We start from the raw sequence: 25,239 nt of genomic DNA on the forward strand, positions 1-25,239 counted from the left end.
GATGGCCGGCGTCATCCCAACCTGACCATCACAACCACTAAGGATACGTATCTCCATGAATGGACAACAACCTCCCTGGGGCCAGAAGAAGGGACCTTCCTCGCCGGAAGACATCCTCGCAGCCCTGATCCAGAAAATCCGTGACAACTTCAGCGGGTCGAAACAGCCGCCCGGCAACCAACCGGACAGCGGTTCCTCTCCTTCGGGCAAGGAACCCAACTTCTTTGCCGGACTCAGCAAGGTCGCCATGCTCATCGGTGCCATCATGCTGGTCCAGGTCGTCTACTCATCGTTTTTCACCATCAACCCCGGCGAGGTGGGCGTGATCCTGCGCTTTGGCCAGTACAACCGCTCAACCAACCCGGGCCTGCACTTCAAACTTCCCTACATGGAAGAGCTGATCAAGGTCGACGTGGAGTCGGTCCGCAAGGAGGAGTTCGGATTCCGGACCAGGAGCCCGGGCAAGACCTCCATCTTCAACAAACGCGGTTTTGACATGGAGTCGCTCATGCTCACCGGTGACAAGAACGTCATCGACGTGGCCTGGATCGTCCAGTACAAGGTCGCTGACCCGGTCCAATTCCTGTTCAAGGTGCGCAACGTCCCCCAGGCGGTCCGCGACGCCTCGGAGATGGTCACCCGGCGAATCGTCGGCAACATGGACTTCGACTATGTCCTCTCCAACCGTGAAATCCTGGCCGCCGATGCCAAGCGTGAGCTGCAGGGCGAACTGGACAACCTGGAATGCGGGGTCATCATCGTCACCCTGCAGCTCCTGGACATCAACCCGCCCGATCCGGTCAAGCCCGCCTTCAACGAGGTCAACGAGGCCGACCAGGACATGAAACGGCTGGTGAACGAGGCCGAGGAGACCTACAACCGGGTGATTCCCAAGGCCCGGGGCAGTGCCAAGCAGATCGTTGAAGAGGCTCACGGCTACGCGGTCCAGCGGATCAACGAGGCCAAGGGTGAAACCGAGCGTTTCAAGGCCATTGTCAAGGAATACCTGCAGGCCAAGGAAGTCACCCGACGCCGGATGTATCTCGAGGCCATGCGCGACATCCTGCCCGGCGTCGACCATGTCTACGTGATGGACAAGAAGCAGCAGAACCTGCTGCCGTTTCTGAACCTGTCCGGATCCGGCATGAAAGAGGCCACCGGTAAATAAGCCCCGGCGTTGTGACCCGCACCCCAGCCGGCAGTCGCAGCCCCTGGAGACCGGGTGGCCGTCCTTACAACAAGAATGGAAAAAGAAAGAATATCATGAAACAGCTCGTAAAAGTCTTTGTACTCATCCTCATCGGTGTTCTCATCGCCACAGTCTGGGATGGTTTCTACATCCTCAAGGAGGGCCAACAGGCCGTCCTGACCCAGTTTGGCCGGCCCGTGGGACAACCGATCACCGAAGCGGGGCTGAAGCTTAAAACCCCGTTTATTCAACATGTTCAGTATTTTGAGAAGAAAATCCTGATCTGGGATGGCGACCCGAACCAGATTCCCACCAACGATAAAACCTTTATCTACCTCGACAACACCGCCCGCTGGCGGATATCCAATGCCCTGCGCTTTCTCCAGGCGGTGGGTACTGAAAACCGGGCCCAGAGCCTGCTCGATGACATCATCAACGGTACGGTACGCGACCTGGTGAACAAGAACAACCTGATCGAGATCATCCGCAGCTCGGACTGGTCCCCGGATTACATGGTGTCCAGCGTCCGGGCCGGAGACGCCGTGGTTCAGCCGCCCAAGTACGGCCGGGACAAGATCAGCGAGATGGTTCTGGCCGCAGCCTCCAAGGTCACCCCGCAGTACGGGATCGAGCTGATCGATGTCATGTTCAAGCGGGTCAACTATATCGAATCGGTACGAAAGAAAGTGTATGACCGAATGATTTCGGAACGGAAAAGGATAGCGGCAGAGAAGCGCTCCCTGGGAGAGGGACGCAAGGCGGAGATCCTGGGCCGGGTGGATCGGGAACTCAAGGAGATCACCTCGTCAGCCCAGCGTGAAGCGACGGCCATCCGGGGCAAGGCGGACGCCGAGGCCACCCGTATTTACGGCGAGACATTTTCTAAATATCCGGAGTTCTATGCCTTTCAGCAGACGCTGGAAAGCTACCGAGACATTATCACCAGCAATACCTCTCTGATATTGTCGTCTGACTCGGATCTGTTCCATTATCTGGAAACCATTGAGCCGGACAAAAAATAACAGAAATCGACAGGCGGATCGAGAAACCCTTTTTTCTGTTCCCGGCTTCGGCCGGGAACAGTTTTTTTTTGTGATTACCACTGAAATTCAGCCACCGATGGATGAAGGTGTCGGCCTCACTTGTTTCACGGGTTTCTGTGGCCTGGATGGCCACAGTCAAGCCCCCAGGGACGGGTTTATAGCGTCCCGTGAAACAAGTGAGGTCTACAATGCCAAAGATTGATGGTAATCAGATGTTTTTTGCTTTTCGGACCGGACAGAGGAGCGGTCAATCCAGAAGCCGGCCAGGAAATCCGGCCCTGGTGTCTGTCCATAAATGATATTTCGGAGTCTCCGCTTACCTGATCTCGAACGAAAATCTCCGTTTATGGACAGACACTATCACTCGATCACCACCCCGGGGCCCTCGTCGGCAAAGAAGGGCCGCTGCTCGGGTCCGTAGGGTATCCGGCCCTTTTCCTCCACCAGCTTCAGAAACCGGTCCAGGTCCTCTTCTGAAACCAGCTCGTCGATCTCCAGCCTGTCAAAACGGCAGTTGCAGTGGATAAGCTGCCCACCGCACCAGGGACAGACCTCCACCGGGCAGCCGAACTCATGGACCTCGCCGGTGACGGCGTGACAGGCCGGGCACACATCACGGTCCATGCCCAGCGGTTCGTAGCGCGGAAAGGAACCCGGTTTGGCACAGGTTCGCTTGAAGTCCTCGGGCCCGGGAAGGCTGAAGAACTCCAGCAGTTTCCGGTCGACGAAACCATCGGCCAGTCTGCCGTGAAACTCGATACCCTCGCTGGAAACCAGGTAGAGATAGCCGCTGTGACCGGTGATAAGGGCCAGCAGAAATACTCCCCGGGACCGCCCCACCAGGCGGATATCCCGGGCCCAGTCATCCCGGGCCTCGGGCAGATAGCTGTAGAACTCGTGCAGGAGATCCAGGGCGATCCGGTCGTCCCGGTACTCGTCCAGAAGATCTCTGGCCTCGCGCAGCCGCTCGTCAGGAACCGCGTATTCCATCAGCAGACGGATTTTTTCCCGCTGCTCTCTCAATTCATCCATCTCGTTCCTCCAGGGCCGTGGTGATCCGGCTTATCAGGCGGGCGGTCTCTGCCGCCATGTCTTCGGCGTCGGTGACGGCGGTAACCACCGCGATACGCCTGGCACCGGCACGGACAAGGTCTTCGACGTGATGCTCCTTGATCCCTCCCATCACCGTGAACGGGAGCGAACAGTGCCTGGAATAGGCCTCTATGGCCTCCGGGCCGATAAACTCCGCCAGCCCGTCCTTGGTCCCGGTGGGATAGATCGGACCGATATTGTAGTACGAAAGGACCAGTTCGCTTCGCTGTTCCTGCTGGCCAAGGCGTCTGGCCTGCTCCTCGGTGTTGCACGACTGACCGATGACCAAGTCCGGAGCCAGGCGGCGGATCTCTTCCGGGGGCAGATCGTTCTGACCCACATGCAGTCCGTCCGCCCCGGACATCAGGGCGATATCGAGCCGGTCGTTCACCAGGAAAAGCGCCCCGGCCTCTGTGGTTCTCCGGCGAAAATAGCGGGCTTTTTCCAGCAACCGGCGATCGGAAGAGTCCTTATCCCGCAGTTGGACGATCTTCGCCCCCCGGCCAGCACGCTGTCGAGCCACTGCTCGTCGCTCCGCCCGTGGGCCAGCCGTTCACATGAAACCGGATAGAGGGTGACATCCTCGATAAACTGCCGCATTCGGCGGTGATACAGTTCACTGTTCATGGATATAATAACACTGTCTTTCAGATGGGGAAAGGAGGGTCGACCCCATTGATCTTGATTTTTTTCTGAAAACCGGATAAATTGAGTACTGCAGTTTTTCTCAGGAGACACTACTTCTACCTGGACCAGGAAACCTCTGCAGTCGGCTCTGCCCTGCTGCCGTGCCGCCTCACTGTACCCCAACAGGTCATCTCGCGCATCGTTTTTCCTGGCTTGCCCCTCTTATCCGAACCGGCCGCTGCAAACTCATATCCCGACTCTTTTGACCGCCGGCTCGACACCGTGACACCCATTGACAAGGACAACGCCATGACCCGAAAAATTCATACTGAACGTACCGCTGAGCTGAAAATCGATGGCAAAACCTACACCCTGCCCATCATCGAGGGATCCGAGGGTGACCGGGCCATCGATATAAGCCGGCTGCTCCAGGAGACCGGCTACATGACCCTTGATACCGGGTACAAAAACACCGGTTCCTGCGCCAGCACCATCACCTATCTCGACGGCAACAAGGGTATTCTCCGCTACCGGGGCTACGCCATCGAAGAGTTGGCTGAAAAATGTTCGTTCGTCGAGGTGGCCTACCTCCTGATCCACGACAAGCTGCCCAATACCGAAGAGCTCAATGCCTTCAAATCGCTACTGGAACGCTTTGCCCTGATCCACGAGGACATGATCCACTTCTTTGATCATTTTCCCTCCCATGCCTCGCCCATGTCCATTCTCTCGGTCATGGTCAACTCGCTCTGCAACTACTACCCCGAGATGAGCGATGACCCGCTGGAGAACATCGACATGACCGCGGCCCGTCTCATCTCAAAGATCCGGACCATTGCCGCCTTTTCCTACAAAAAATCCATGGGTCATCCGCTGGTCTATCCGCGGCACGACCTCTCCTACTGCGGTAACTTCCTGAACATGATGTTCGACAAGCCAGTCAAGCCCTACACGGTTCGGCCCGAGGTCGTGGCCACCCTCAACAAGCTGCTCATCCTCCACGCCGATCACGAGCAGAACTGCTCCACTTCCACCGTCCGTCTGGTGGGCAGCGCAGGGGTCAATCTGTACGCCTCCATCGCCGCCGGCATCAATGCCCTGTGGGGCCCTCTGCACGGCGGTGCCAACGAGGCGGTTATCCAGATGCTCGAGGCCATCCACGCCGACAACAATGATTTTGAAAAGTATATCAACAAGGCCAAGGACAAGAACGATCCTTTCCGGCTTTCCGGCTTCGGGCACCGGGTCTACAAGACCTATGATCCACGCGGAACCATCATCAAAAAGGCCTGCGACGAAATACTCACGGTCCTCAACATCTCCGACCCGCTGCTGGACATTGCCCGCAAACTCGAGGAGATCGCGCTCAGCGACGAGTATTTCATCAAACGCAACCTCTACCCCAACGTGGATTTCTATTCAGGAATCATCTACCGCGCCATAGGCATACCCACCAACATGTTCACGGTTATGTTCGCCCTGGGCCGGCTGCCGGGCTGGATCGCCCAGTGGAAGGAAATGCGGGAGGACCCGAGCACCAAGATCGGCCGCCCCAGGCAGGTCTATGTCGGCGAGCCGGAACGCCCCTTTATCCCACTGGAAAAACGGGATTGAAACATCCGCGGCTGCGGCAAGAAAAACTCAGGCCTCGCTGACGGTATTGTGGAGGATGAAATATCTCAGGGAGGATTTCTGCTGATCCGAAAGCTCGCCGAATCGCAGGGAGAAACGTTTGACCTGGACCGCCCTAAAGGGCGCGTCCGGGTCAAGCGTCGAGTCGTTGACAATGGAGGCGGGAATATCCTTGAGTAGAAAGTCATCACTGCCCAGGAAGATGTCCAGGCGAAGGTTGCGGTCCGGCTCCCGGCCGAACACCGCATAATGGACGGCCATGCCGCCTTCGCTGATATCAACAATAGCGCCGGGAACAGCACCGATAAAGGCCAGCGCCCCATCCTTGACCCGGTACCTTGGAAATCGACGGCGGTCAGTCACAGACGGCACACCTTGGTGTTGTCCAGTCAATAGCTGCCCCCTGCTCAGTCAAGCGCATTATAGCTCTGGTTAACAATCTGACAGTACTCTTTAACCAGCTGCCATCGTTCCGCGGGTCGCATCCGAAAATAAAACGGACTCAACATCAGTATGCGAATGGCTTCTCTTGGACTCATGCTCTGCTCCGGAATGGTTTCTCTTACCCTGACTAACTGCAAGAACGGGGCCAGAAAAACCCTCAACGTATAATCAGCAAGTTACGCCGTATCTCGCCAAACACCAACACCGCCCGGGCTCCTTTTCCCGCATAGCGGAAAAAAGGGTGGCAGACGATCGGCTTTCCGGAAAATAAAGCGCGTATCCCGCTGATTATCTGTAAAATTCAGATTTTGAACGTTCTACAACAAATTGACTCTTTTGCAAGGAAAAATCTGCCCGGCTCCTAAGCTTTGCCAAGATTTTGACTGACCGTCAGGTTGACCGAAAGAGGAACCGCCAGCTCCATGACCGTTTCCATGGCCTGTTGCAGAAGATCCCGGGTAACGTCGAGCTCCTTTTTCGGCACTTCAAGTACCAGTTCGTCATGGATCTGCAGGATCATCCTGGCGGCCAGCTTCTGCTCGCGCAACTCCCGGTCCACCCGGAGCATGGCCAGCTTGATGATATCGGCCGCCGTCCCCTGGATGGGAGTATTGATGGCCGTCCTCTCGGCGAACTCCCGCTTGGTCCGGTTGCGGCTGTTGATTTCAGGCAACTGTCGCCGACGGCCGAGCAGGGTGGTCACATAGCCCTGTTCATGGGCCCTGGCAATGATCTCCTCCATGAACTTTCTGACCCCGGCATAATGTTCAAAATACCGGTCTATGAAGGTCTGGGCCTCCTTGCGACTGATCTGCAGCTGGCTGGCCAGGCCGTAACTGGACATGCCGTAGACAATACCGAAATTGATCGTCTTGGCCACCCGCCGCATCTCGGGGGTGATTAATTCCGGAGAGACGAAAAAAATCTCTGCAGCGGTCCGCCGGTGGATATCCTCGCCGTTGCGGAAGGCCTCAAGCAGGGCCTCATCGCGGGAATAATGGGCCAGAACCCTGAGATCTATCTGCGAATAGTCTCCGGAGAGCAGCAGACAGCCGCCGGCAGCCACAAAGGCAGAGCGGATCCGCTGCCCCTCCTCGGAGCGTACCGGAATGTTCTGCAGATTGGGATTACTTGAGCTGAGCCGACCGGTGGCGGTACCGCACTGGTTGAACGAGGTATGGATCCGTCCGGTGTCCGGATGCCTGAGCCTGGCCAGCTTGTCGATATAGGTGGACTTGAGCTTGGCCAGGTTGCGGTACGCAAGTATCAGTCCCGGCAGCTCGTGCTGGGCCGCCAGCCGCTCCAGCACCTTGACGTCGGTGGAGTAGCCGGTCTTGGTCTTGCGCCCCCGGGGCAGTTTAAGTTTTTCAAACAGGATCTCGCCCAGCTGCTGGGTCGAATTGATATTGAACTCCTCACCGGCCAGAGCATAGATCTCACCCTTGAGCTTTTCCAGTTTTTCGGCAAATTCAGCGGACAGGGCGGAGAGCAGGTCCATGTCCACCTCGATTCCGGCACGCTCCATCCGGGAGAGTACCGGGATAAGCGGTCCCTCCAGGTCGGCAAACAGGGACCAGAGCGCAAGCTTCTCCAGCTGGGGCTTCTGCAGTTCAAAAAGCTGCAGGGAGCCGTAGACATCCTCGCAGCTGTAGTTCTTGGCCTGCTCGAGCCCCACCCGGGCAAAAGCGTCCTCACGTTTATCCCCCCGACCACGTCGGCAAAGGAGGTCATCTGCAGATCGATCTCCTGGCACAGGTCATCGAGCCCATAGGACCGCCGGCCCGGATCCAGCAGCCAGGCACCCACCATGGTGTCATAAAGCGGACCCGCAAGCTCGACACCGCCGTTTTTGGGGTCGGCCAGCACCGAGTAGTCGTATTTGAGATTATGGCCCACCTTGGGCAGCTCGGGATCCTCGAAAAAAGGCCTGAGCGCCTTCAGGAGTTCTTCCTGGTCCAGTTGACCGGCCACCGGTTCGCCGTTTTCGTCCCGGTGGCCGCAGGGCAGATACCAGACCCTGTCAGCGGATATGGCAAGCGATATCCCCACAAGCCTGGCCCGCAAAGGATCAAGCGACGTGGTCTCGGTGTCCAGGACCAGAAGATCGGCCCGGCCAAGCTCGGCGACCACCCGAGCCAGCTTTTCCCTGTCCTGCACCAGCTGAAAATTTCCCGTATCCACGGCCACCGCCGGCGCATCCGCCTTGAGCAGGGTATAGAACTCCAGTTCGGTGAGGAGTTCGCGCAGCCGTTCGGTTTCCGTGGCCTGGACACAGTAGGCCTCGGGATCGGCTGGTACCTCCACATCATGGCGCAACCGGATCAGATCCCGGGAGAGGAAAGCGTCCTCGCGGTGAGCGATCAGCCGTTCCTTGAGCTTGGACTTTTTCATGGAATCCACCGCCGCATAGACTCCTTCCAGGGTCCCGTATTCGCGGATAAGCTTCTGGGCGGTCTTGGGCCCCACCCCGGGCACCCCGGGAATGTTGTCCGAACTGTCGCCGGTGAGGGCGAAATAATCGAGCAGCTGATGCGGCTCGAGGCCATATTTCGCAAGGACCGCGGCCACGTCCATGAGCTTATCGCTCATGGGATCCCACATCACCACCTGCTCGGAGACCAGCTGCAGCAGGTCCTTGTCCCCGGAAACGATCACCACCCGGCAGCCGGCCGCCACCAGGTTGTCCACCGCCGAGGCGATCAGATCATCGGCCTCCATGTCGTCATGTTCAAGAGCTGGGATGTGATAGGCCTTGACGATTTCCCGCACATAGGGAATCTGCGGCTGCAGATCATCGGGCATGGGCGGACGGTTGGCCTTGTACTCGGGATAGATGCGGTGCCGGAACACCGGGCCTCTCGTATCAAAAGCCACCGCCAGGCACTGGGGCTGCTTTTCCCGGATGATACGGCGAAGAATGGTGGTAAAGCCATAGACGGCGTGGGTGGGCAGACCGCTGGAGTTGGCCAGGGGGCGGATGGCGTGATAAGCCCGGTAAATATAGGCAGAGCCATCGACCAGATAGACCTGCCGGAAGTTTTCCTGAGAGACCATGAACTGTATTGTCTGTGAAAAAGGCTGGCAGCATTGTCCACTGCCGGATATTGCACCGATCCTGGTACTGATATTTCGAAGCTCGACTGGCTGACCGGGGACCGGGGCAAGAGGATATGGACGACCTGTGGCTGGAATCTTCATCCCCGCTCGGTTGCCGGACCGGTCAGGACATGATTAAACCTGTTTTTTCCACTGCCTACAACAAAAAAACCCCTGCCTTGCGGCAGGGGTCCATCTTCAATCCGGTATGTAACTCAATCAGGCCTTGGCCATCCGGACCCAGCTTGCCTGGGGCCCCTTGTCTCCACTGGTGATCGCCAGCATCACGGCGTCACCTTCGCTGAGCTGATGCATGGAAACATCGCGCAGCACATTCTCATGAAAAAACACCTCATCGTCATCCGGGGTGGTGATAAAACCATAGGCATCCTCGGGAAAAAGTTTTTTGATGGTCCCGGACACATTGCCGGCCACAATGGCCTCAGACACCTTGACGTTCTTGTGGTTCTGTTTCTTGCGGACGATTTCCTTGAGCCTGAGTCCTAAGACATCAAAGGCTTCCACCAGTATCGGACGCACCTTCTCACCCCAGCGCTTGACCACTACAGTGTCATTGGGCACAGAAGCGACCAGCCGGACTTCATAACCACCCTCCTTATAGCCGGGGGTAGCTTCGATGGTCACTCGAAGATGAAGAACGAAGTTGGCATAATGGCGAACAAGTTTTGCCTTCTCCTCTTCAATCTTTTCCAGCCATCCTTTCCGCATGTCGAGATTTCTGGCCTCAACTTTCAGTTCCATACAGATCCTCCACTGTTATCAAGCGTCAGTGGCACCATGCCACTGCCTAAACGCAAAAATAGAGTGAATCGCCCCTCCGGACCCTGTATTTCCCGCTGTCTTTCCTGGAGAATAAAAATCTGCCGGCCGGGAGCTGAACAACCAGGATATCTTTTCGAACCGGCAGAAGGCCCGGATACGGGCAGAGGAGAGGTGAAAGGAGAAAGAAAAAAGGGCATTATCAGAAGAACATCTTTTAACCATGCCTTAATTATAGTCACAGGCCCCCGGTGAAATCAAGGTCAGCATGACATTTTCTTGACGCCCGTGGATCAATCCGGGTACTCTCCGGCCATGCATACGAAAAAGACAGCCGTCCTGCTGCTCAACCTCGGTGGCCCGGGAAAGCAGGAGGATGTGGAACCCTTTCTGTACAACCTGTTTTCCGACCGGCAGATTATCCGTCTTGGCCCCTGGTTCCTGCAAAAATTCATCGCCCGCAGGATCGCCCGCAAAAGGGCGCCCAAGTCCAGGGAAAGTTACCGGAAAATCGGCGGCGGCTCCCCTATTCTGGCCATCACGAAGCAACAGGCCAGAGCCCTGGAAGAGGCCCTGGGGAACAGTGGCGACTATCTGGTGCGGAGCTGCATGCGGTACTGGCACCCTTTTGCCAGCGAGATCCTGCCGGAACTGGCCCGGGAAGGTGTCGGCGAGATCATCGCCCTCCCCCTCTATCCCCAGTATTCGGTGGCCACCACCGGCTCCTCCCTCACCGACCTGAACCGGACCGCCGATAGACTGAAGCTGCCCTTCACCATCCGGGAGATCCGTTCCTGGCCGGACCAGCCGCAATACATCAGGTGCCTGGCAGGCCGGATCCGGGAAGGGCTCGGCAGATTCAAAAGCACGCCCGAGGTGGTGTACAGTGCCCACAGCCTGCCGCAGAAATTCATCGACGAGGGCGACCCCTATGTCGATGACCTCCACAAAACCATCTCCGCCCTGGAGAAGATCACCGGCATCCAGGGTCATCTCTGCTACCAGAGCCGCAGCGGGCCGGTTGAATGGCTTGAGCCATCCACACCCGACATGCTCCGCCGACTTGCCTCCTCGGGCTGCAGGAACATCCTCATGGTGCCGATATCCTTTGTCTCGGACCATGTGGAGACCCTGTACGAGATCGACATGCTCTACCGGGACATGGCAGCAGAACTGGGCATGGAACTGCGCTCCACCCGGGCCCTGAACGATGACCCGGAATTCATTGGCGCGCTGCGGGACCTGGTGCTCAGCCAGCCCAGCGCTCCAGCTGCGATGTGATCCCTCCCGGGGACACCATCGCTCGCCAGCCACGGGACGCCAAGTATTCCCCCGCCGCAGGACCGCCGACCGCGACCGCAACTTATACGCCCCAGGCGTCACCCCGCAGGAGCGGGACTGGACCGTCAGGGGTCTGGCACTCCCTGTCAGAATACATGACACCGCAGAGCAGAGGTCACGAGATCAAGTAAAGGGGAAGAACACTCCGGAGCGGCGAGCACGGAATCGGGAAGGTGCAAGGGCCTGTCCCGGTGCGGTAAAAAGCCGGAGGACGGGAGACACTGTCTTCTTAAGGCAGCCCGGATTTATTTTTCCTGGAAACGGCGCATCCGGATATTCATCAGGATGCCAAGGCTGATCAGGGTGGTGAGCAGGGAAGAGCCGCCGTAACTGAACATAGGCAGAGGAATGCCCACCACCGGCAGAAAGCCCATGATCATGAACAGGTTGATGACCGCCTGCCAGAAAATGAGCATCACCAGGCCAAAGGCCAGCAGCACGCCGAACTTGTCCCGGGCAGTGAGGGCGATGTTCAGTCCCCAGAGCAGCATGAAAAAATAGCAGCTCAGAAAAAACAGACTGCCGGCAAAGCCCCATTCTTCGGCCCAGACCGAAAAGGCAAAGTCCGTATGCCGCTCCGGCAGAAAATGGAGATGCCCCTGGGTGCCCTCCAGGAAGCCCTTGCCGAAGATCTGGCCACTGCCCACAGCGATTTTGGACTGGGTGATCTGGTAGCCGTGGTTCATGGGATCGGACTCTGGATTGAGAAAAGTTTCTATCCGTCGGCGCTGGTAGGGTTTCAGCAGGAAACGGTAGATGATCAGCCCGGCTGAAATCCCGGCACCGCCAAGAATACCCACGGTTGTCCAGCGCAGTTTCACAAACAGGGTCATGGAAACAAAGATAATCCCCAGCATCAGCGCGGTCCCGAGATCCGGCTGGATCATGATCAGGACAAAGGGCAAGGCCGTGAGCAGAGCCGGACGGATCAGATCCCGTACCCGGTAGCCGTTCTGATTTTCTGTCTGCGAGTAACAACTGGCAAGCACTATCACCAGCACCAGTTTGGCAGGCTCCGAGGGCTGGAGGTGAAAAAATCCCAGGTTGATCCAGCGCTGGGTCCCGGCCACGGTAGAGACAAAGAAATCGGTATAGAGCAGGAGCAGCAGTACCGCCCCATAGAGGACATAGCCCAGCTTTTCCAGCTCCCGGTAGTCAAAACTGATCAGGATGGTGATCAGTCCCAGCCCTGCCCCGTAGAAGAGCAGCTGCTTGTAGAACGTGGACGACGGATCCGGCCCGCCGTTCCAGGTGGAGCTGTACAGGTTGGCCAGGGCCATACCGGCGACCAGCAGCAGCATGACCAGCATGACCCAGTCGAAATGATGAATGAGACGACGATCAAAGCGCAGCATGAGCGATATATTTAAACTCCTGAAATCAATGTCATTAACTTAACAGATCATAGTACTACGAAGCGCACGAAGAACACGAAGTTTTTCCTAAATTGAGGTTTTTCTTTTTTCTTCGTGCACTTCGTATCCTTGGTGGTTCAGAAACAAGCTGATAATCGGCTGAACATTTTCTTAAGTTGATGACATTGTTTCTGAAATTGACGGTTAGGGTTTAGCCATATCGGCTACAAGCCGGGTCGGCAGAACCACCATGCTTATCTTGTCCGGATCCTGCAGACGGTCCTGAAAATATTTTTCCAGCAGTGCCCTGGCCACCGGGGCGGCCGCCGAACCTCCGTGCAGGCCATGTTCCACCAGGACGGTAACCGCGATTTCCGGATTTTCCGCCGGAGCAAAGCAGGTAAACCAGGCGTGGTCACGGTACTTGTAGGGAATATCTTCTTCCTTGAGATGCTGGTACTGCTTGAGGCGCACCACCTGGGCGGTTCCGGTTTTTCCGGCCACGGTGATATTTGCCAGCCTGGCCCGCCGGCCGGTGGCGTGCTTGCCGTTGACCGCCTCGACCAGGGCCTGACGGATCAGACGCAGGTTCTTGCCCTGACCGGCGAACCGGGCCCGGACCTCGAGCTCGAACTGCTCCAGCACGTTACCCTCCGGGTCAACAACCTGTTCGATCAGGGCGGGCTTGTACTGCGTCCCTCCGTTGGCCACAGTGGCGGTCATGACCGCGATCTGCAGCGGTGTGGCCAGGTCAAAACCCTGTCCTATGGCCACCGACAAAGTTTCCCCTTCCTGCCAGTTCCTGCCGGTCCGCCTTTTTTTCCAGGCCGCGGTGGGAATGAGGCCCGGGCGTTCATGCTCCATCTCCACCCCGGTCTTTTTGCCCAGCCCCAGCCGGACGGCATAAGAGGCCAGCCGGTCCACCCCGAGCCGCTGTCCCACCTGATAGAAGTAGACATCACACGACTCGGCCAGGGCCCGCTTGAGATTCACCGCCCCGTGCCCGGCTCGTTTCCAGCACCGGTAGGTCCGGTTGCCGAACCGGTAATAGCCGGGACAATAGATAATGGTATCCTGGCTGATCACCCCTTCGGCCAGCCCGGCAATGGCGGTGACGATCTTATACGTCGAGGCAGGAGGATATTCTCCCTGGACCACTTTGTTGAGCAGGGGTTTGTGGGGATTTTCGAGCATCTCCTGCCAGTCCTTGTGGGAAATACCGCCGATAAACTTGTCCAGGGCCAGGGCCGGGGAGCTGGCAGCAGCCAACAGACGGCCCGAATTGACCTCGATGACGACCACGGCTCCGGAATAATCCTGGCTTTCCATAACCTCCTCGGCGGTCTGCTGGAGATCCACATCCAGGGTCAGGTGAAGATCATTACCGGGCAGCGGTTCGATCCCCTTGAGATTCTTCTGTTCAAACCCCAGGGCATTGACCTCCATGTAGTGACGGCCTTTTTCACCCCGCAGATCCTTTTCCCGTATTTTTTCCAGCCCCATCTTGCCGATCAGGTCACCACCCCGGTAGACGCCGGGTTCGGACCGGGCCAGCTCCTTTTTGTTGATTTCCCCGAGATAGCCGATGATATGGGAGGCCAGGTTGCCGTAATGATAGACCCGCAGAGGCACCACCTCGATCTTGATTCCGGGCAGCTCCAGTCGGTTGTTCTCGATATAGGCCACCTTTTCCCAGTCGATATCCTCTGCCAGCCGGATGGGGATATGGCCGGGTGCCGCCGCCATCCGCCGAACCCGCTTGAGCAGTTCCGACGAGTCCACCTCCAGGATCCGCGAGACCTTTTTGAACAGCTCATCATCGATGGTGTTGTCTTCCCGCAGCCATACCACGTTGAACGACGGCCGGTTGGTGACGATCTCCCGTCCCTTGCGGTCAAAGATATTGCCTCGGGGCGCGGCCACCTCCACATAGCGGACCCGGTTGCTGTCCGCCATCCGGGCATACTCCTCGCCTTTCTGGATCTGCAGATACCAGAGACGGGCAATAAGAATGGAAAAAAAGGTGATAAGCACAACCGAGGCGACCAGGGTTCGCTTGCGGAGAAAATCCAACTCTCCCTCGTCCCGGGGCGTGATCTTACCCAGCGGTGCGTCACGCCTGCGGGCCGCCTGCTTCAGTGGATCGTCCCGTTTCTTGTTTTTCCTGCTTTTTCTGAGATTTTTCATGACAGAATTCAGCGGTACCGGTTACCGGACCGGACCCGGAGCTTCTGAAACGGATTCAGCCCCCCTTCAAGGCGACCCTTGATAAACTCGAAGAAGCGAAACAGCGGCAGGGCGAACAGGGCCACCAGAGTAGCCCGCAGGAGCATGAGCAGCCAGGACCAGGGAATCAGGGCATCGGGTTCAAAGAGGTTGAGCATCAGATAGACAATCCAGGAGACAAACAGATAGACCACGCCGATCAGCGGAATGCGGTACAGGGATTCCTTGACTGGCATACGCTCGGACATAAAACGAAGCAGGAAAAAACCGCCAAGACAGATGCCGGGATAGGTACCGATAACCACACCGGAAACCACATCAAGCATCCAGCAGAGCGGCAGAAGAACGATCAGCCCCCGCAGCAGGTCAACCCGGCAAGCCAGCCAGGCGACAAGGACAAAATAGAGATCCGGGGCGGCCGGCCAGGTGGGACCGGTCATGAACACCGTGGTCTGCAGCGCAACCAGCAGCAGCCCGATCCCTGTAAAGACGACGACGCTCATGGCTGCTCGTCGACAAATGGAGTGTCCTTCTCAATAACCAGCAGCTCTTCCAGGGTCGAGAAATCCGCCGCCGGCCGTACCTCTATCTCCAGGAACATGCCCCGCCGACGACGAACCACCTTGGACACCACACCCACAGGCAGACCGGGCGGAAAAAGGCCGCCATAGCCAGCGGTGACCACATGGTCCCCCTCCTTAACGTCCACGGTCTTCAGGATATAGTCGAGCCGGTACCTCAGCGAGCCGGTTCCCTTGAGAATCCCCCGGACCCGGGATTCCTGGAGCAGAACATCCAGGGCACTGGAGGGGGCAATGGCCAGCAGCACCTTGGAATAGTTGGGCGAGGTGGTGAAGATCTGCCCGACAATACCGTCTCCGGTCACCACCGGCATCCCCTTCATCACCCCATCAGAGGTCCCGCGGTCAATCACCACGGTCCGGAACCAGAGCGAGGGATCCTTGCCGACAACGGTGGCCGCCACCATAGGCAGGTCATGGTTCATCTTGAAGTCGAGCAGTTTACGGAGCCGGGCATTGGTGGCCACGGCCTCCCGACTGCGATAGGCGGCCGCCCTGCATTCCCGCAGCTCGGCCCACAACCGCTCATTTTCTTCCCGGACCCCGATCAGGTCCACGTAGCGGGACTTTAGATCACTGAAATAACCGGTCACCCCGGTCAGGTATTTCTGAACCGGACCGGTGGTCTCGGCCACCAGCTTGTGCAGCAGGCCGAAACGCTGGGGACCCAGAGTGGAGACAATGAGAATGAGGGCAAGCGTCAACAGCAGTCCACTGAGGACAACTATCCTGATTGTCCTGGAACGACCATTACGTTTCCTGCTCCCCTTTTTACGCATCGGGTCAGGTGACTTAAATGATAGTGAAAAGAAGCGGGCAAGGCGGCTTCAGGCTTTGAAAAGGCACCGGGTCAGTCAATGGCGATTTCCTTGAGGATCTCAAGGTTATCCAGGGCCTGGCCCGACCCCAGAACCACCGACGAAAGCGGGTCGTCGGCGACGATGATCGGCATGCCGGTCTCGTCCATGAGCAGCTTGTCCAGATTCTTGAGCAAGGCGCCGCCGCCGGTCAGGACAATACCCTGATCGACGATGTCCGCGGAGAGTTCGGGCGGGGTCACCTCCAGGGCGACCCGGACCGCATCGACGATCACTTCCACCTGCTCGGCGATGGCGGACTGGATTTCCTTGGAAGAGATGGTCAGGGTCTTGGGCACACCAGAGACCAGGTCGCGTCCCTTGATCTCCATGGTTTCGTAGGGTTCTTCAGGCTGCACATTGCCGATGGTGGTCTTGATCAGCTCGGCGGTACGCTCGCCGATGGCGAGATTGTGCTTGCGTTTGATATACTGGAGAATGGATTCATCCATCTTATCGCCTGCCACCCGGACCGACTTGGCATAGACAATGCCGGCAAGCGAAATCACCGCCACCTCGGTGGTACCGCCGCCGATATCAACGATCATGTTGGCAGTGGGTTCGGTGATGGGAAGGTCCGCGCCAATGGCTGCGGCCATGGGCTCCTCGATGAGGTACACTTCCCGGGCGCCGGCGGATTCGGCCGATTCCCGAACAGCACGTTTTTCCACCTGGGTGATGCCGGAGGGAACCGAGATGATAATCCGCGGATGGACCAGGGTCCGCCGGTTGTGCACCTTGTTGATAAAGTAGCGCAGCATGGCCTCGGTGACCTCGAAATCAGCGATAACGCCGTCCTTCATAGGCCGGATGGCAGCGATATTACCCGGCGTCTTGCCAAGCATCTCCTTGGCCTCTTTGCCCACGGCCAACACCTTGGAACCACGGATGTCCTGGCGCACGGCCACCACCGATGGTTCACGCAGCACTATCCCCTTGCCCTTGACGTAGAGAACAGTATTTGCTGTGCCCAGATCTATGGCCAGATCGTTGGACATCCAGCCAAACAAAAAATTAAACGGAGAAAACATCCGAAATCACCTGTAAAAAGCCAAATATGGTACGAGGCCTCCTGCTGAACCTTATACGCAGAAGTGTCGTTTTGCCGGACTACGGCCACATCGAGAACCGATTACAAAAAATATATTGTACCAATGGGACTCGGTGTTGGCAACAGATATACCCGCCCGAAGAGAAAAGAGACGATTAACACTTGACAGCCAGGCTCGGATCATGGTAATTGAGTCGCTGTCCAACACATGGGCTATAGCTCAGCTGGGAGAGCGCTTGAATGGCATTCAAGAGGTCAGCGGTTCGATCCCGCTTAGCTCCACCAAGAATTACAAAAGGTTACGAGACACATCTCGTAACCTTTTTTTTGGTCCAGAGGTTAGGCCGAAGTTTTGCTCTAATGGTTGACAAATCATATTCAATCACAGTGGATGCGTTTGAGGAAAGCTCTGCTTGCCTTGAGGTTGCATCGCCGTCTTGCCCCCTTGTTCCATAGCCGGTGTCTCACCAATAATATTCTTGAACTTCTGTACAAAATTACACATTGACATTCCGGCGGGTATCCCCTAACCTGAAACCAAGACACAAAGGTCTCGGGTCAATCATAGTGCATCTCCTCCGACCAGCCCGCTGACACATTATGCCCTCTTCTCTTCTGGTCTCATTCTTTATCACCTCTTCTGGTTTCAACAAGCCAACGAGCTGATTTCATATCATCGACCCTACAAAGAAGAGCCCTGGAAGAAGGAAGCTCTTCCATGAATGCAGATAACCTGCAGCGGTCATCAGCTCAGACTTCCTCCTTTTCTCGAACATACTCCGCGAAAAGCGACACCCCTTGCGATGTCACTCCGGACAGTCTTTCCCTTTCTACTCCCATAATGAGTAACTTCCTGCTGACTCATTGTCTTTTTTACATGAGGACGAAAATATCATGAGCCTGACTCTCATCGTTTCCTTAGCTATACGTCTCATGGCCATGGCCTGGTCCATTGTCCTGCTGCGCCGGATGAGAGACTGGCGGATGAGCTTTTTGACCGTGATGCTAGGGTTGATGGCCCTGCGCCAGGGACTCACCCTGATGACAGGGAACCACTGGACTGTCTCCGGCATCGGCCATTTAACCGAGCTTCCCGGACTGGTAGTCAGCTTCATGGCGCTGCTGACTGTTTTTTTCCTGGAACGCATTATCACCGAACAAAAACGAACAGAGAATCATATTCAGCATCTGCAGCGTGTTCTGAAGGCGATCCGAGACGTCAACCAGCTCATTGCCAGACAAAAAGACCAGAAAGAACTGCTGCAGGAGACCTGCGAGATCCTTGCTCGAACCAGAAATTACAAGTTGGTATGGATAGGGCTGGTTCAAAAAGGTACAAAAGAGATTCTGGTCGCCGCAAAGGCCGGTCTCGAAGAAGGGTATCTGCAAAACATAAAGATAACCTGGGACGATTCAGCAACCGGCGAAGGCCCCACCGGTACCGCTGTCAAAACAAAAAAACCCTGTACAATGCGCAACATCACAAGGGATCCCCGATACCTGCCCTGGCGGAAGAGGCACTCAGGCGGGGCTATGCCTCATCGGCTGCCATTCCCATGGTTCATGAAAACAGGGTATTTGGTGCGCTCAATGTGTATTCATCTCTTCCGGATGCCTTTGACGAAGAAGAGATGGCTCTGCTGATCGAGGTTGCCGGGGACATTGCCTTTGCCCTCCAGGCTATTGAACTGGACCTAAAACGCAGACAGGCCGAAGCGCTGCGCCACAAAAGCGAGGCGCGCCTGGCTACCATTCTCGATATCGCTGTCGATGCCATCGTCTCGGTGAACCAGGACCAGCGCATCACCCTGTTCAACCAAGGCGCAGAGAAAATTTTTGGCTACCAGGCAAAAGAAGTTCTGGGGCAGTCGCATGATATCCTCCTCCCTGAACATATGATTGCAACACACCGGCAACTCATCAACGACTTTGACGGGATGATTTCCTCCACCCGTCAGATGGGGAAATCGAGACCGGAAATTCTCGGCAAGCGGAAGGACGGCAGCACGTTTCCTGCCGATGCCAGTATCTCAAGGCTGGTATTTGGAGAAGAGACCACATATACAGTCATATTACGTGATATCACTGAGCTCAAAAAAGCAGAGGCGCTCCAGGAGGGACGGAACATGGTCCTTGAAAAACTGGCAAAGGGCGCCTCCCTGGAGGAAGTACTTTCAATCCTGGTTGCAATTTCCAGGAAATATAATCCTGGAATGTTCTGTTCGGTATTGCTCCTCGATCAAGAGAAGAAACATCTCTTCCATGGAGCGGCATCCGGCTTGCCAGACTTTTACAATGAAGCCATTCATGGCCTCAAGATAGGCCCCGGTGTCGGTTCCTGCGGAACTGCTGCATACACGGGCAAACGAGTGATTGTCGAGGACATCATGACCCACCCCTACTGGGTTCCGTTCCGGGAGCTTGGCAGAAAAGCCGGATTGAGAGCCTGCTGGTCCGAGCCCATTCTGTCTTCCACGGGCCAGATATTGGGGACCTTTGCCCTGTACTATAGTGAACCGCTGGCACCTAACTCCGCGGACCTGGAATTCATCAAGTCAACGGCACACCTGGCGGGTATCGCAATAGAAAAAAAACAGACAGAAGACGCGCTGCAAAGGGCGTACGATGATTTGGAAATCAAGGTGGCGGAACGAACCAGGGAACTGGCCCTGGCCAACAGCCAGCTCAAGGAACTGGACCGGCTCAAGTCTGAATTTCTTGCCACCATGAGCCATGAACTCAGGACCCCGCTCAACTCCATCATCGGCTTTGTCGGCATCATACTCAAAGGCATAGCCGGAGACATTAACGAGGAGCAGAAAAAACAGCTTTCCATGGTGTATACCTCAGCCAAACATCTTCTGGCCCTGATCAATAATATTCTGGATCTCTCCCGGATTGAGTCCGGCAAATATGAAACCTCCCTGGAGACCGTCAGGCTTGAAGAGGTTGTTGCAGAAGTGGAGCAAACATTGTCGCCAATGGTTTCGCAAAAGGGTATACAGCTCATCAAGGAACTGCCCCGGGAGATGCCGGAAATCTACACTGACCGGCAGAAGGTGCTGCAGATCCTCCTGAATCTGGCCAACAATGCCGTGAAATTCACCGATAAGGGCGAAGTGAGAATTACCTGCACGATAGATGACAACACAGTGAAAATAAGCGTGTCCGATACGGGCACAGGAATCAAAGAGGAAAATATGGTCTATCTTTTTGAGGCGTTTCGGCAGATCGACGGCACGGCACGGCGCAGATATGAGGGGGCTGGACTGGGGTTGCACCTATGCCGGAAGCTGGTGACTCTGCTTGGAGGAGAGATATGGGCGCAAAGCGAATATGGAAAAGGTTCCATATTCACGTTTACCCTGCCTGTCAGATTGCAGGAAGGAGAACCGCATGAAAAAAAAGATCTTGATCGTAGAGGATAACGAACAGAATATGTATCTGGCAACGTTCCTACTGGAACGAAGCGGCTACGAGACTATCCAGGCCTGGAACGGGCTTGAAGGACTGGAAAAGGCACAGACAGACAAGCCGGACCTGATACTCATGGACATCCAGCTTCCCGAAATGGATGGGTACGAGGCCACCAGAAGAATAAAGAGTATGGCAGACATCAACCAGATTCCCATCGTGGCCGTAACCTCCTATGCCATGCCGGGAGACCGGGAAAAGGCCCAGGCATTGGGCTGTGCAGGCTACATAGAAAAGCCATTTGATCCGGAAATCTTTGTGTCAGAAATCGAGAAATATTTTTAAGTTACAAGGTGTATTAATGAAAATTCTGGTTGTCGATGATCTCAGCGAAAATCGCTATATGCTGCAAGTGCTGCTGCAGGGATATGGGTATGAAGTGCAGACCGCCACAGATGGTGTCGATGCCCTGAAAAAGGCCTGTCGGGATGACTTTGACATGATTATTTCCGACATCCTGATGCCCAGAATGGATGGTTTTCAGCTCTGCAGGGAGGTGAAAAAAGACAAAAAACTTAAGAAAATAGCCTTTCTCTTCTACACCGCCACCTACACCGAACCCAGCGATAAGGAGTTCGCCCTGAGCCTGGGTGCGGAACGGTTCGTTGTCAAACCTACCGAGCCGGACGAGTTCATCAACATTGTGCTGGATGTCGTCAACAAACGCAGGATAGGAGCCCTGAAAGCGCCCAAAGAACCGATTGAAGAAGAGGAAGTTTATCTGAAGGAATATAATCAGCGGCTGATCAGGAAACTCGAAGAAAAAATGCTGGACCTCGAGCAGGCGAACAAGGGGTTGAGAGAATCGGAAGCAAAGTACAGGGATCTGATAAACAATGCCAGCGATGCAGTAGTGGTTTTTGAAAAAACCGGCACAATACATTTTGTCAATCCGAGCTTCTACGAGATGACAGGTTACACTGCTGATGAAGTAAAAAAGCTGCACTTCAGCGACCTGATTCATCCCCGTGATTTAAAAATGTGTTCTGAGAATTTCAGAAAAAGAATGGCCGGAGAAGATATTCCCAGAAATTATGAGCTGCGGATTCGGAGCAAATCAGGAAAGACGATATATATAGACAACAATGCCAGTACCATAAAAAAAGAAGGCCGGATCACAGGGATATTGAGCATCATGCGGAACATCACCGCGCGAAAGCGGGCCGAGGAAGAAAAAGAAAAGCTGAAAACACAGCTGCTGCACATGCAGAAACAGGAGGCTCTTGGTACGCTGGCGGGTGGCATTGCCCACGATTTCAACAATATCCTGACCGCTATACTGGGATATGCTACACTTGTCAGAGACAGTTTACCCGAGAATGGCCGTGCGCAAAGAGACCTGGGTCAGGTCCTCAAGGCCGGGGAGCGCGCCAAAAATCTGGTTCAGCAGATTCTCACATTCAGCCGGCAGGCTGAACAGGAATGCCATCCGGTTCAGGTCCACCTGATCGTGAAAGAGGCTCTCAAGTTATTGCGGGCCTCCATTCCGAAAACCATAGAAATCCGCCAGCGTATCTGCACAGAAGATACAACCATCCTGGCTGACCCCACAAAAATCCATCAGGTAATGATGAATCTCTGCACCAATGCCTACCAGGCCATGCGCGATCACGGCGGTGTCCTGGAGGTGCGGCTTGAACCTGTTGCCGTTAATGCCGATCTTGTCAGGATGAATCCAGAGCTAAAGACCGGACCGTACCTGAGGCTTACCGTCAGTGACACAGGCCACGGCATGGACGACGCCACGCTGAGACGGATTTTTGAACCATATTTCTCGACCAAAAAAAAGCAGGGCGGGACCGGCCTGGGCCTTGCCGTGGTCCATGGGATTGTCTCCGGTCTTGGCGGGACGATTTCCGTAGAGAGCAAACTGGAGACCGGGACCACGTTTCATGTTTATTTTCCGCTGGCTGATCAAGCGGAAACATCTAAGGGTTTTCCGGATCCAGAACCTGTTCCCGGAGGCACAGAGAGTATTTTATACGTTGACGACGAACAGCCAATAGCCCATCTCGGCCAGCGGATGCTGGAGTCCCTTGGCTACGATGTCACCTCCTGCACCAGCAGTGTTGAAGCACTGGATATCTTCAGTCGCCGGCCGGATAAATTTGACCTCGTAATCACCGACCAGACCATGCCGACCATGACCGGAGTGGATCTGGCCATGGAACTGATGCGTATCCGCCCTGAGATTCCGGTAATCCTTTATACTGGTTTTGACGAAATGGTTACTCCGGAACTGGCCAGACAAATAGGCATACAGAAGCTTATGATGAAGCCTGTTGCGAAAAACGAACTGGCATCTGTTATCAGAAAAATTCTGGACTGACAGGGACGATCCATGAAGTGACAGAAACAGTGGACACAAATTGACGATCCATTAAACTGTTCGGAGAGGGATTGATTTTCTGGTAAAAAAATAGAGAGGAGAACTTCCTTGGGCAAAAAAAATATCAAACGGGATCTACTCAAGCTTGCCGTTGCCCTGATTGCATTTGCTGCCCTGTGCTACGGCATTTATTATGTCAGTAAAGGGGTAGACAGGGAGAACAAATATACCCATCCGATCACCCGGCCCGGCGCGAGCTGGTAGGAGCCGACCAGCCGGCCGATGACTTTTACGCACTGAGCGCCAGGCAGGATCAATCCTCGGTCTTTTTCAGGGCATCACCAATAGAAAGCGCGTAAGGATGATGTTTGCGAAGGAAAACGGGCATCCTGTTCCGAGCCTGTCGAGCCTGCTCCATGGTGTCGTAGGTTCCATAAAAGACAAAGAGCACCGGTGGCGTGGTCTTCTTGCGCAAGATAAAGAGCTGATCCATGATGGCATAATAATCGTCCCTGGCAAGCATCTGCTTAAGATTTTCTTCTGCCTGCGCCGACGTCAACATCATCAGCTGAATGGTATACTTGTTGCGATAGGCACCTGCCACCCAACCGGCAGTGGCTCCCAGGCGCTCTCGGAACAAATTTTCTCCGCTGCGGTCTGCAACCGGCGCACCGGTCTTTTCTTCAGCTTGCTTCGCGCCAGCCGTTTCTGGCGAAACAGGCTGCGCACTTTCCGAACGCGGCTGGAGCGTGGCGTCCATTTCAGCCGGCTTTGCCTGGTCATTACCCTGTCCGCTGTTCCCACCTGATTCTCTGACAACGGATTCCTGCTCTGCCCTGCCCTTTTCCTCTGGAGCAGGCTCTTCAGGCGTGAGGGTTTGTCTTTCACTGGTTGCTGAAGGTACAGCAGGGGCTGCCGGTCCCCTGGAAACCAGGCTCGCATCATCTCCCCCACGAAACAAAAGCAGAAGCAGAACCAGCACAAAAAGTGCTGCCCCTGTGCCCCATACCATTTTTCTGTCCTTGAAAATTTCCGGCGGCAGGGAAAGTGGAAGAGCAATTTTCTTCCCGTCCTTTTCGCTCCGCGTCCCTTTTGCCGGCCCGCTGTCATCATCTTTTACATGATCAAGCAACACGAGAAACGATTTTTCCGTGCACGAGGTCTGCAGCGCCTCTTCGGCGAGGATATTGGTCAGACGCAGGTTCCCTTTGGCAGCAGAAAATATCTTATCAACAGCTCCCTCTGTAAAAATATCCTGATGCGCTTCATCAGGCAGCCCTGCGGCCTGCAGGCGAAATTTCAGATACTGTCCTGTCTCTTCCCGGGAGAGAGGCTCCAGAAAATACCCACCATTGGTATCAATGCCCGAACAAAAAACAGTAAGCTGCTCAAGGTTGATATCAAGTCCTGGCCGGCCAGCCAGCAAAATGGTGAGAACTCCGCTCTCTTCTGTCTCGCAGAGAACCTTGAGCAGCCGCTCAAGGGTGGCAAGAAAAAGCTTTTCCGCCTCATCGATAATGACAACGACCCGCTGACCTGCCTTGTGCCGGCGCTCAAGCTGGGCGCGGAACTCCCGGGTCAGACTGCGATCCGGATCTTCGGCCGGTGGCATCCCCAGGTCATAACAGACAACCCGCATCAGGTCGTCAAAGGAACCAACGGGATTGTCGAGATAAACCACATCAACCCTGTCGCCAAGCCGCGTTGTCAAAATCCTGCAGATCAGCGTTTTCCCGGACCCTTCACTGCCGACAAGCTTGATCAGCGGCCTGCCGGATTCGATATCAGTCACCAGGGAATCCAGGATGGCGTCCCTGCCGGCGCCGGGGAAAAACACTTCTGGATCAGGCGGTTCCTGAAATGGCGACTTATTCAGATGAAAATGTTCAAGATACATGACAACAACACACCTTGCTCCAGTTTGCAGCTTTCTTCCAGGAAGATCCGGCCCCGGCAGCTGCCGGAACCTTACCTGCCAAAACAGGCAGTTTATGGGTAATTATCAATAAATTATCGTATCCTGTAAACCATTTTCCACAGATTTCTGTTTTTTACCCACTCTCCGGGCCGGGGACCGTAAAATGAGATGTTTATTCCTCCCCCGGTTTCCGTTCAGCCCATT

The 25,239-nt window shown here is 55.6% G+C and carries 19 protein-coding genes and 2 pseudogenes; 9 read left to right on the forward strand and 12 right to left on the reverse strand.

All coding sequences use genetic code 11. The annotated features are described in order from the left end of the window. Positions 1–55 precede the first annotated feature (55 nt). On the forward strand, positions 56–1,168 hold the full coding sequence (gene hflK / locus GF1_RS11770; protein WP_267926748.1) for an FtsH protease activity modulator HflK: 1,113 nt from the start codon (positions 56–58) through the stop codon (positions 1,166–1,168). Positions 1,169–1,263: 95 nt separating this feature from the next. Continuing rightward, positions 1,264–2,211, forward strand: coding sequence for a protease modulator HflC (hflC, locus tag GF1_RS11775; RefSeq protein ID WP_267926749.1), 948 nt, complete (start codon positions 1,264–1,266; stop codon positions 2,209–2,211). Positions 2,212–2,592: 381 nt separating this feature from the next. On the opposite strand, the gene GF1_RS11780 is transcribed toward hflC, so the two are convergent. Next, a complete protein-coding gene (locus GF1_RS11780; RefSeq protein ID WP_267926750.1) occupies positions 2,593–3,264 on the reverse strand; it encodes a hypothetical protein in 672 nt (223 codons plus the stop codon). Further along, positions 3,257–3,847: a thiamine phosphate synthase gene (thiE, locus tag GF1_RS11785; protein WP_267926751.1), complete on the reverse strand. Its 591-nt coding sequence runs from the start codon at positions 3,845–3,847 to the stop codon at positions 3,257–3,259. The genes GF1_RS11780 and thiE overlap by 8 nt, the downstream gene beginning before the upstream one ends. 413 nt (positions 3,848–4,260) lie before the next feature. Between thiE and GF1_RS11790 the strand changes: the two genes are divergently transcribed. Then, positions 4,261–5,565 carry a citrate synthase gene (locus GF1_RS11790; protein WP_267926752.1) on the forward strand — a complete coding sequence of 435 codons (1,305 nt, stop codon included), beginning with the start codon at positions 4,261–4,263 and terminating at the stop codon, positions 5,563–5,565. Positions 5,566–5,592: 27 nt separating this feature from the next. On the opposite strand, the gene GF1_RS11795 is transcribed toward GF1_RS11790, so the two are convergent. From GF1_RS11795 to GF1_RS11805, 4 genes and pseudogenes are all read right to left on the reverse strand, one after another. Further along, on the reverse strand, positions 5,593–5,946 hold the full coding sequence (locus GF1_RS11795) for a PilZ domain-containing protein (protein ID WP_267926753.1): 354 nt from the start codon (positions 5,944–5,946) through the stop codon (positions 5,593–5,595). Between the two features lie 442 nt (positions 5,947–6,388). After that, entirely contained in the window at positions 6,389–7,780 is a 1,392-nt protein-coding gene (gene polA / locus GF1_RS16240; protein ID WP_326491554.1) for a DNA polymerase I, read from the reverse strand. Positions 7,781–7,827: 47 nt separating this feature from the next. Next, positions 7,828–9,225, reverse strand: a pseudogene (locus GF1_RS16245) (5'-3' exonuclease H3TH domain-containing protein); the annotation flags it as partial. Between the two features lie 117 nt (positions 9,226–9,342). Next, the gene (locus GF1_RS11805) at positions 9,343–9,885 is read right to left on the reverse strand and encodes a cold-shock protein (RefSeq protein WP_267926754.1); all 543 of its coding nucleotides are present in this window, start codon (positions 9,883–9,885) and stop codon (positions 9,343–9,345) included. 333 nt (positions 9,886–10,218) lie between these two features. Here GF1_RS11805 and hemH point away from each other — a divergent pair, with 333 nt between their 5' ends. After that, complete coding sequence (gene hemH, locus GF1_RS11810) at positions 10,219–11,184, forward strand: ferrochelatase (protein WP_267926755.1); 966 nt, start codon at positions 10,219–10,221, stop codon at positions 11,182–11,184. A 305-nt stretch (positions 11,185–11,489) separates the two neighbouring features. On the opposite strand, the gene rodA is transcribed toward hemH, so the two are convergent. The 5 genes from rodA to GF1_RS11835 all read right to left on the reverse strand — a co-directional run bounded on the left by rodA (position 11,490) and on the right by GF1_RS11835 (position 17,294). Beyond that, positions 11,490–12,599 carry a rod shape-determining protein RodA gene (rodA, locus tag GF1_RS11815; protein ID WP_267926756.1) on the reverse strand — a complete coding sequence of 370 codons (1,110 nt, stop codon included), beginning with the start codon at positions 12,597–12,599 and terminating at the stop codon, positions 11,490–11,492. Between the two features lie 204 nt (positions 12,600–12,803). After that, on the reverse strand, positions 12,804–14,786 hold the full coding sequence (mrdA, locus tag GF1_RS11820) for a penicillin-binding protein 2 (protein ID WP_267926757.1): 1,983 nt from the start codon (positions 14,784–14,786) through the stop codon (positions 12,804–12,806). Positions 14,787–14,794: 8 nt separating this feature from the next. After that, positions 14,795–15,328 (reverse strand): hypothetical protein, encoded by a 534-nt coding sequence (locus tag GF1_RS11825; protein ID WP_267926758.1) that lies wholly within the window; start codon positions 15,326–15,328, stop codon positions 14,795–14,797. Further along, the gene (gene mreC / locus GF1_RS11830; RefSeq protein WP_267926759.1) at positions 15,325–16,185 is read right to left on the reverse strand and encodes a rod shape-determining protein MreC; all 861 of its coding nucleotides are present in this window, start codon (positions 16,183–16,185) and stop codon (positions 15,325–15,327) included. The genes GF1_RS11825 and mreC overlap by 4 nt, the downstream gene beginning before the upstream one ends. A 71-nt stretch (positions 16,186–16,256) precedes the next feature. Next, positions 16,257–17,294, reverse strand: coding sequence for a rod shape-determining protein (locus GF1_RS11835; RefSeq protein ID WP_267926760.1), 1,038 nt, complete (start codon positions 17,292–17,294; stop codon positions 16,257–16,259). Positions 17,295–18,427: 1,133 nt separating this feature from the next. Here GF1_RS11835 and GF1_RS11840 point away from each other — a divergent pair. The 5 genes and pseudogenes from GF1_RS11840 to GF1_RS11860 form a co-directional block, all read left to right on the forward strand. After that, positions 18,428–18,811, forward strand: a pseudogene (locus GF1_RS11840) (GAF domain-containing protein); the annotation flags it as partial. Positions 18,812–18,819: 8 nt separating this feature from the next. Next, positions 18,820–20,742: a sensor histidine kinase gene (locus tag GF1_RS11845; RefSeq protein ID WP_337833067.1), complete on the forward strand. Its 1,923-nt coding sequence runs from the start codon at positions 18,820–18,822 to the stop codon at positions 20,740–20,742. Then, on the forward strand, positions 20,711–21,073 hold the full coding sequence (locus GF1_RS11850; protein WP_267926762.1) for a response regulator: 363 nt from the start codon (positions 20,711–20,713) through the stop codon (positions 21,071–21,073). The genes GF1_RS11845 and GF1_RS11850 overlap by 32 nt, the downstream gene beginning before the upstream one ends. 16 nt (positions 21,074–21,089) lie before the next feature. Beyond that, positions 21,090–23,117 (forward strand): ATP-binding response regulator, encoded by a 2,028-nt coding sequence (locus GF1_RS11855; RefSeq protein WP_267926763.1) that lies wholly within the window; start codon positions 21,090–21,092, stop codon positions 23,115–23,117. Positions 23,118–23,225: 108 nt separating this feature from the next. Continuing rightward, on the forward strand, positions 23,226–23,381 hold the full coding sequence (locus GF1_RS11860; RefSeq protein ID WP_267926764.1) for a hypothetical protein: 156 nt from the start codon (positions 23,226–23,228) through the stop codon (positions 23,379–23,381). Positions 23,382–23,430: 49 nt separating this feature from the next. Here GF1_RS11860 and GF1_RS11865 read toward each other — a convergent pair whose 3' ends face one another. Then, positions 23,431–25,014 (reverse strand): AAA family ATPase, encoded by a 1,584-nt coding sequence (locus GF1_RS11865; protein ID WP_267926765.1) that lies wholly within the window; start codon positions 25,012–25,014, stop codon positions 23,431–23,433. Positions 25,015–25,239: the final 225 nt, after the last annotated feature.

Source organism: Desulfolithobacter dissulfuricans (assembly GCF_025998535.1).
In the GTDB taxonomy this organism is placed as follows: Bacteria; Desulfobacterota; Desulfobulbia; order Desulfobulbales; family Desulfobulbaceae; genus Desulfolithobacter; species Desulfolithobacter dissulfuricans.

What these genes read in the sequence shown, in the direction of transcription:
- hflK (WP_267926748.1), top strand. Translation starts at nt 56, where the DNA reads ATGAATGGACAACAACCTCCCTGGGGCCAGAAGAAGGGACCTTCCTCG.
- hflC (WP_267926749.1), top strand. Translation starts at nt 1,264, where the DNA reads ATGAAACAGCTCGTAAAAGTCTTTGTACTCATCCTCATCGGTGTTCTC.
- GF1_RS11780 (WP_267926750.1), bottom strand. Translation starts at nt 3,264, where the DNA reads ATGGATGAATTGAGAGAGCAGCGGGAAAAAATCCGTCTGCTGATGGAA.
- GF1_RS11790 (WP_267926752.1), top strand. Translation starts at nt 4,261, where the DNA reads ATGACCCGAAAAATTCATACTGAACGTACCGCTGAGCTGAAAATCGAT.
- GF1_RS11805 (WP_267926754.1), bottom strand. Translation starts at nt 9,885, where the DNA reads ATGGAACTGAAAGTTGAGGCCAGAAATCTCGACATGCGGAAAGGATGG.
- hemH (WP_267926755.1), top strand. Translation starts at nt 10,219, where the DNA reads ATGCATACGAAAAAGACAGCCGTCCTGCTGCTCAACCTCGGTGGCCCG.
- rodA (WP_267926756.1), bottom strand. Translation starts at nt 12,599, where the DNA reads ATGCTGCGCTTTGATCGTCGTCTCATTCATCATTTCGACTGGGTCATG.
- mrdA (WP_267926757.1), bottom strand. Translation starts at nt 14,786, where the DNA reads ATGAAAAATCTCAGAAAAAGCAGGAAAAACAAGAAACGGGACGATCCA.
- GF1_RS11825 (WP_267926758.1), bottom strand. Translation starts at nt 15,328, where the DNA reads ATGAGCGTCGTCGTCTTTACAGGGATCGGGCTGCTGCTGGTTGCGCTG.
- mreC (WP_267926759.1), bottom strand. Translation starts at nt 16,185, where the DNA reads ATGCGTAAAAAGGGGAGCAGGAAACGTAATGGTCGTTCCAGGACAATC.
- GF1_RS11835 (WP_267926760.1), bottom strand. Translation starts at nt 17,294, where the DNA reads ATGTTTTCTCCGTTTAATTTTTTGTTTGGCTGGATGTCCAACGATCTG.
- GF1_RS11850 (WP_267926762.1), top strand. Translation starts at nt 20,711, where the DNA reads ATGAAAAAAAAGATCTTGATCGTAGAGGATAACGAACAGAATATGTAT.
- GF1_RS11855 (WP_267926763.1), top strand. Translation starts at nt 21,090, where the DNA reads ATGAAAATTCTGGTTGTCGATGATCTCAGCGAAAATCGCTATATGCTG.
- GF1_RS11865 (WP_267926765.1), bottom strand. Translation starts at nt 25,014, where the DNA reads ATGTATCTTGAACATTTTCATCTGAATAAGTCGCCATTTCAGGAACCG.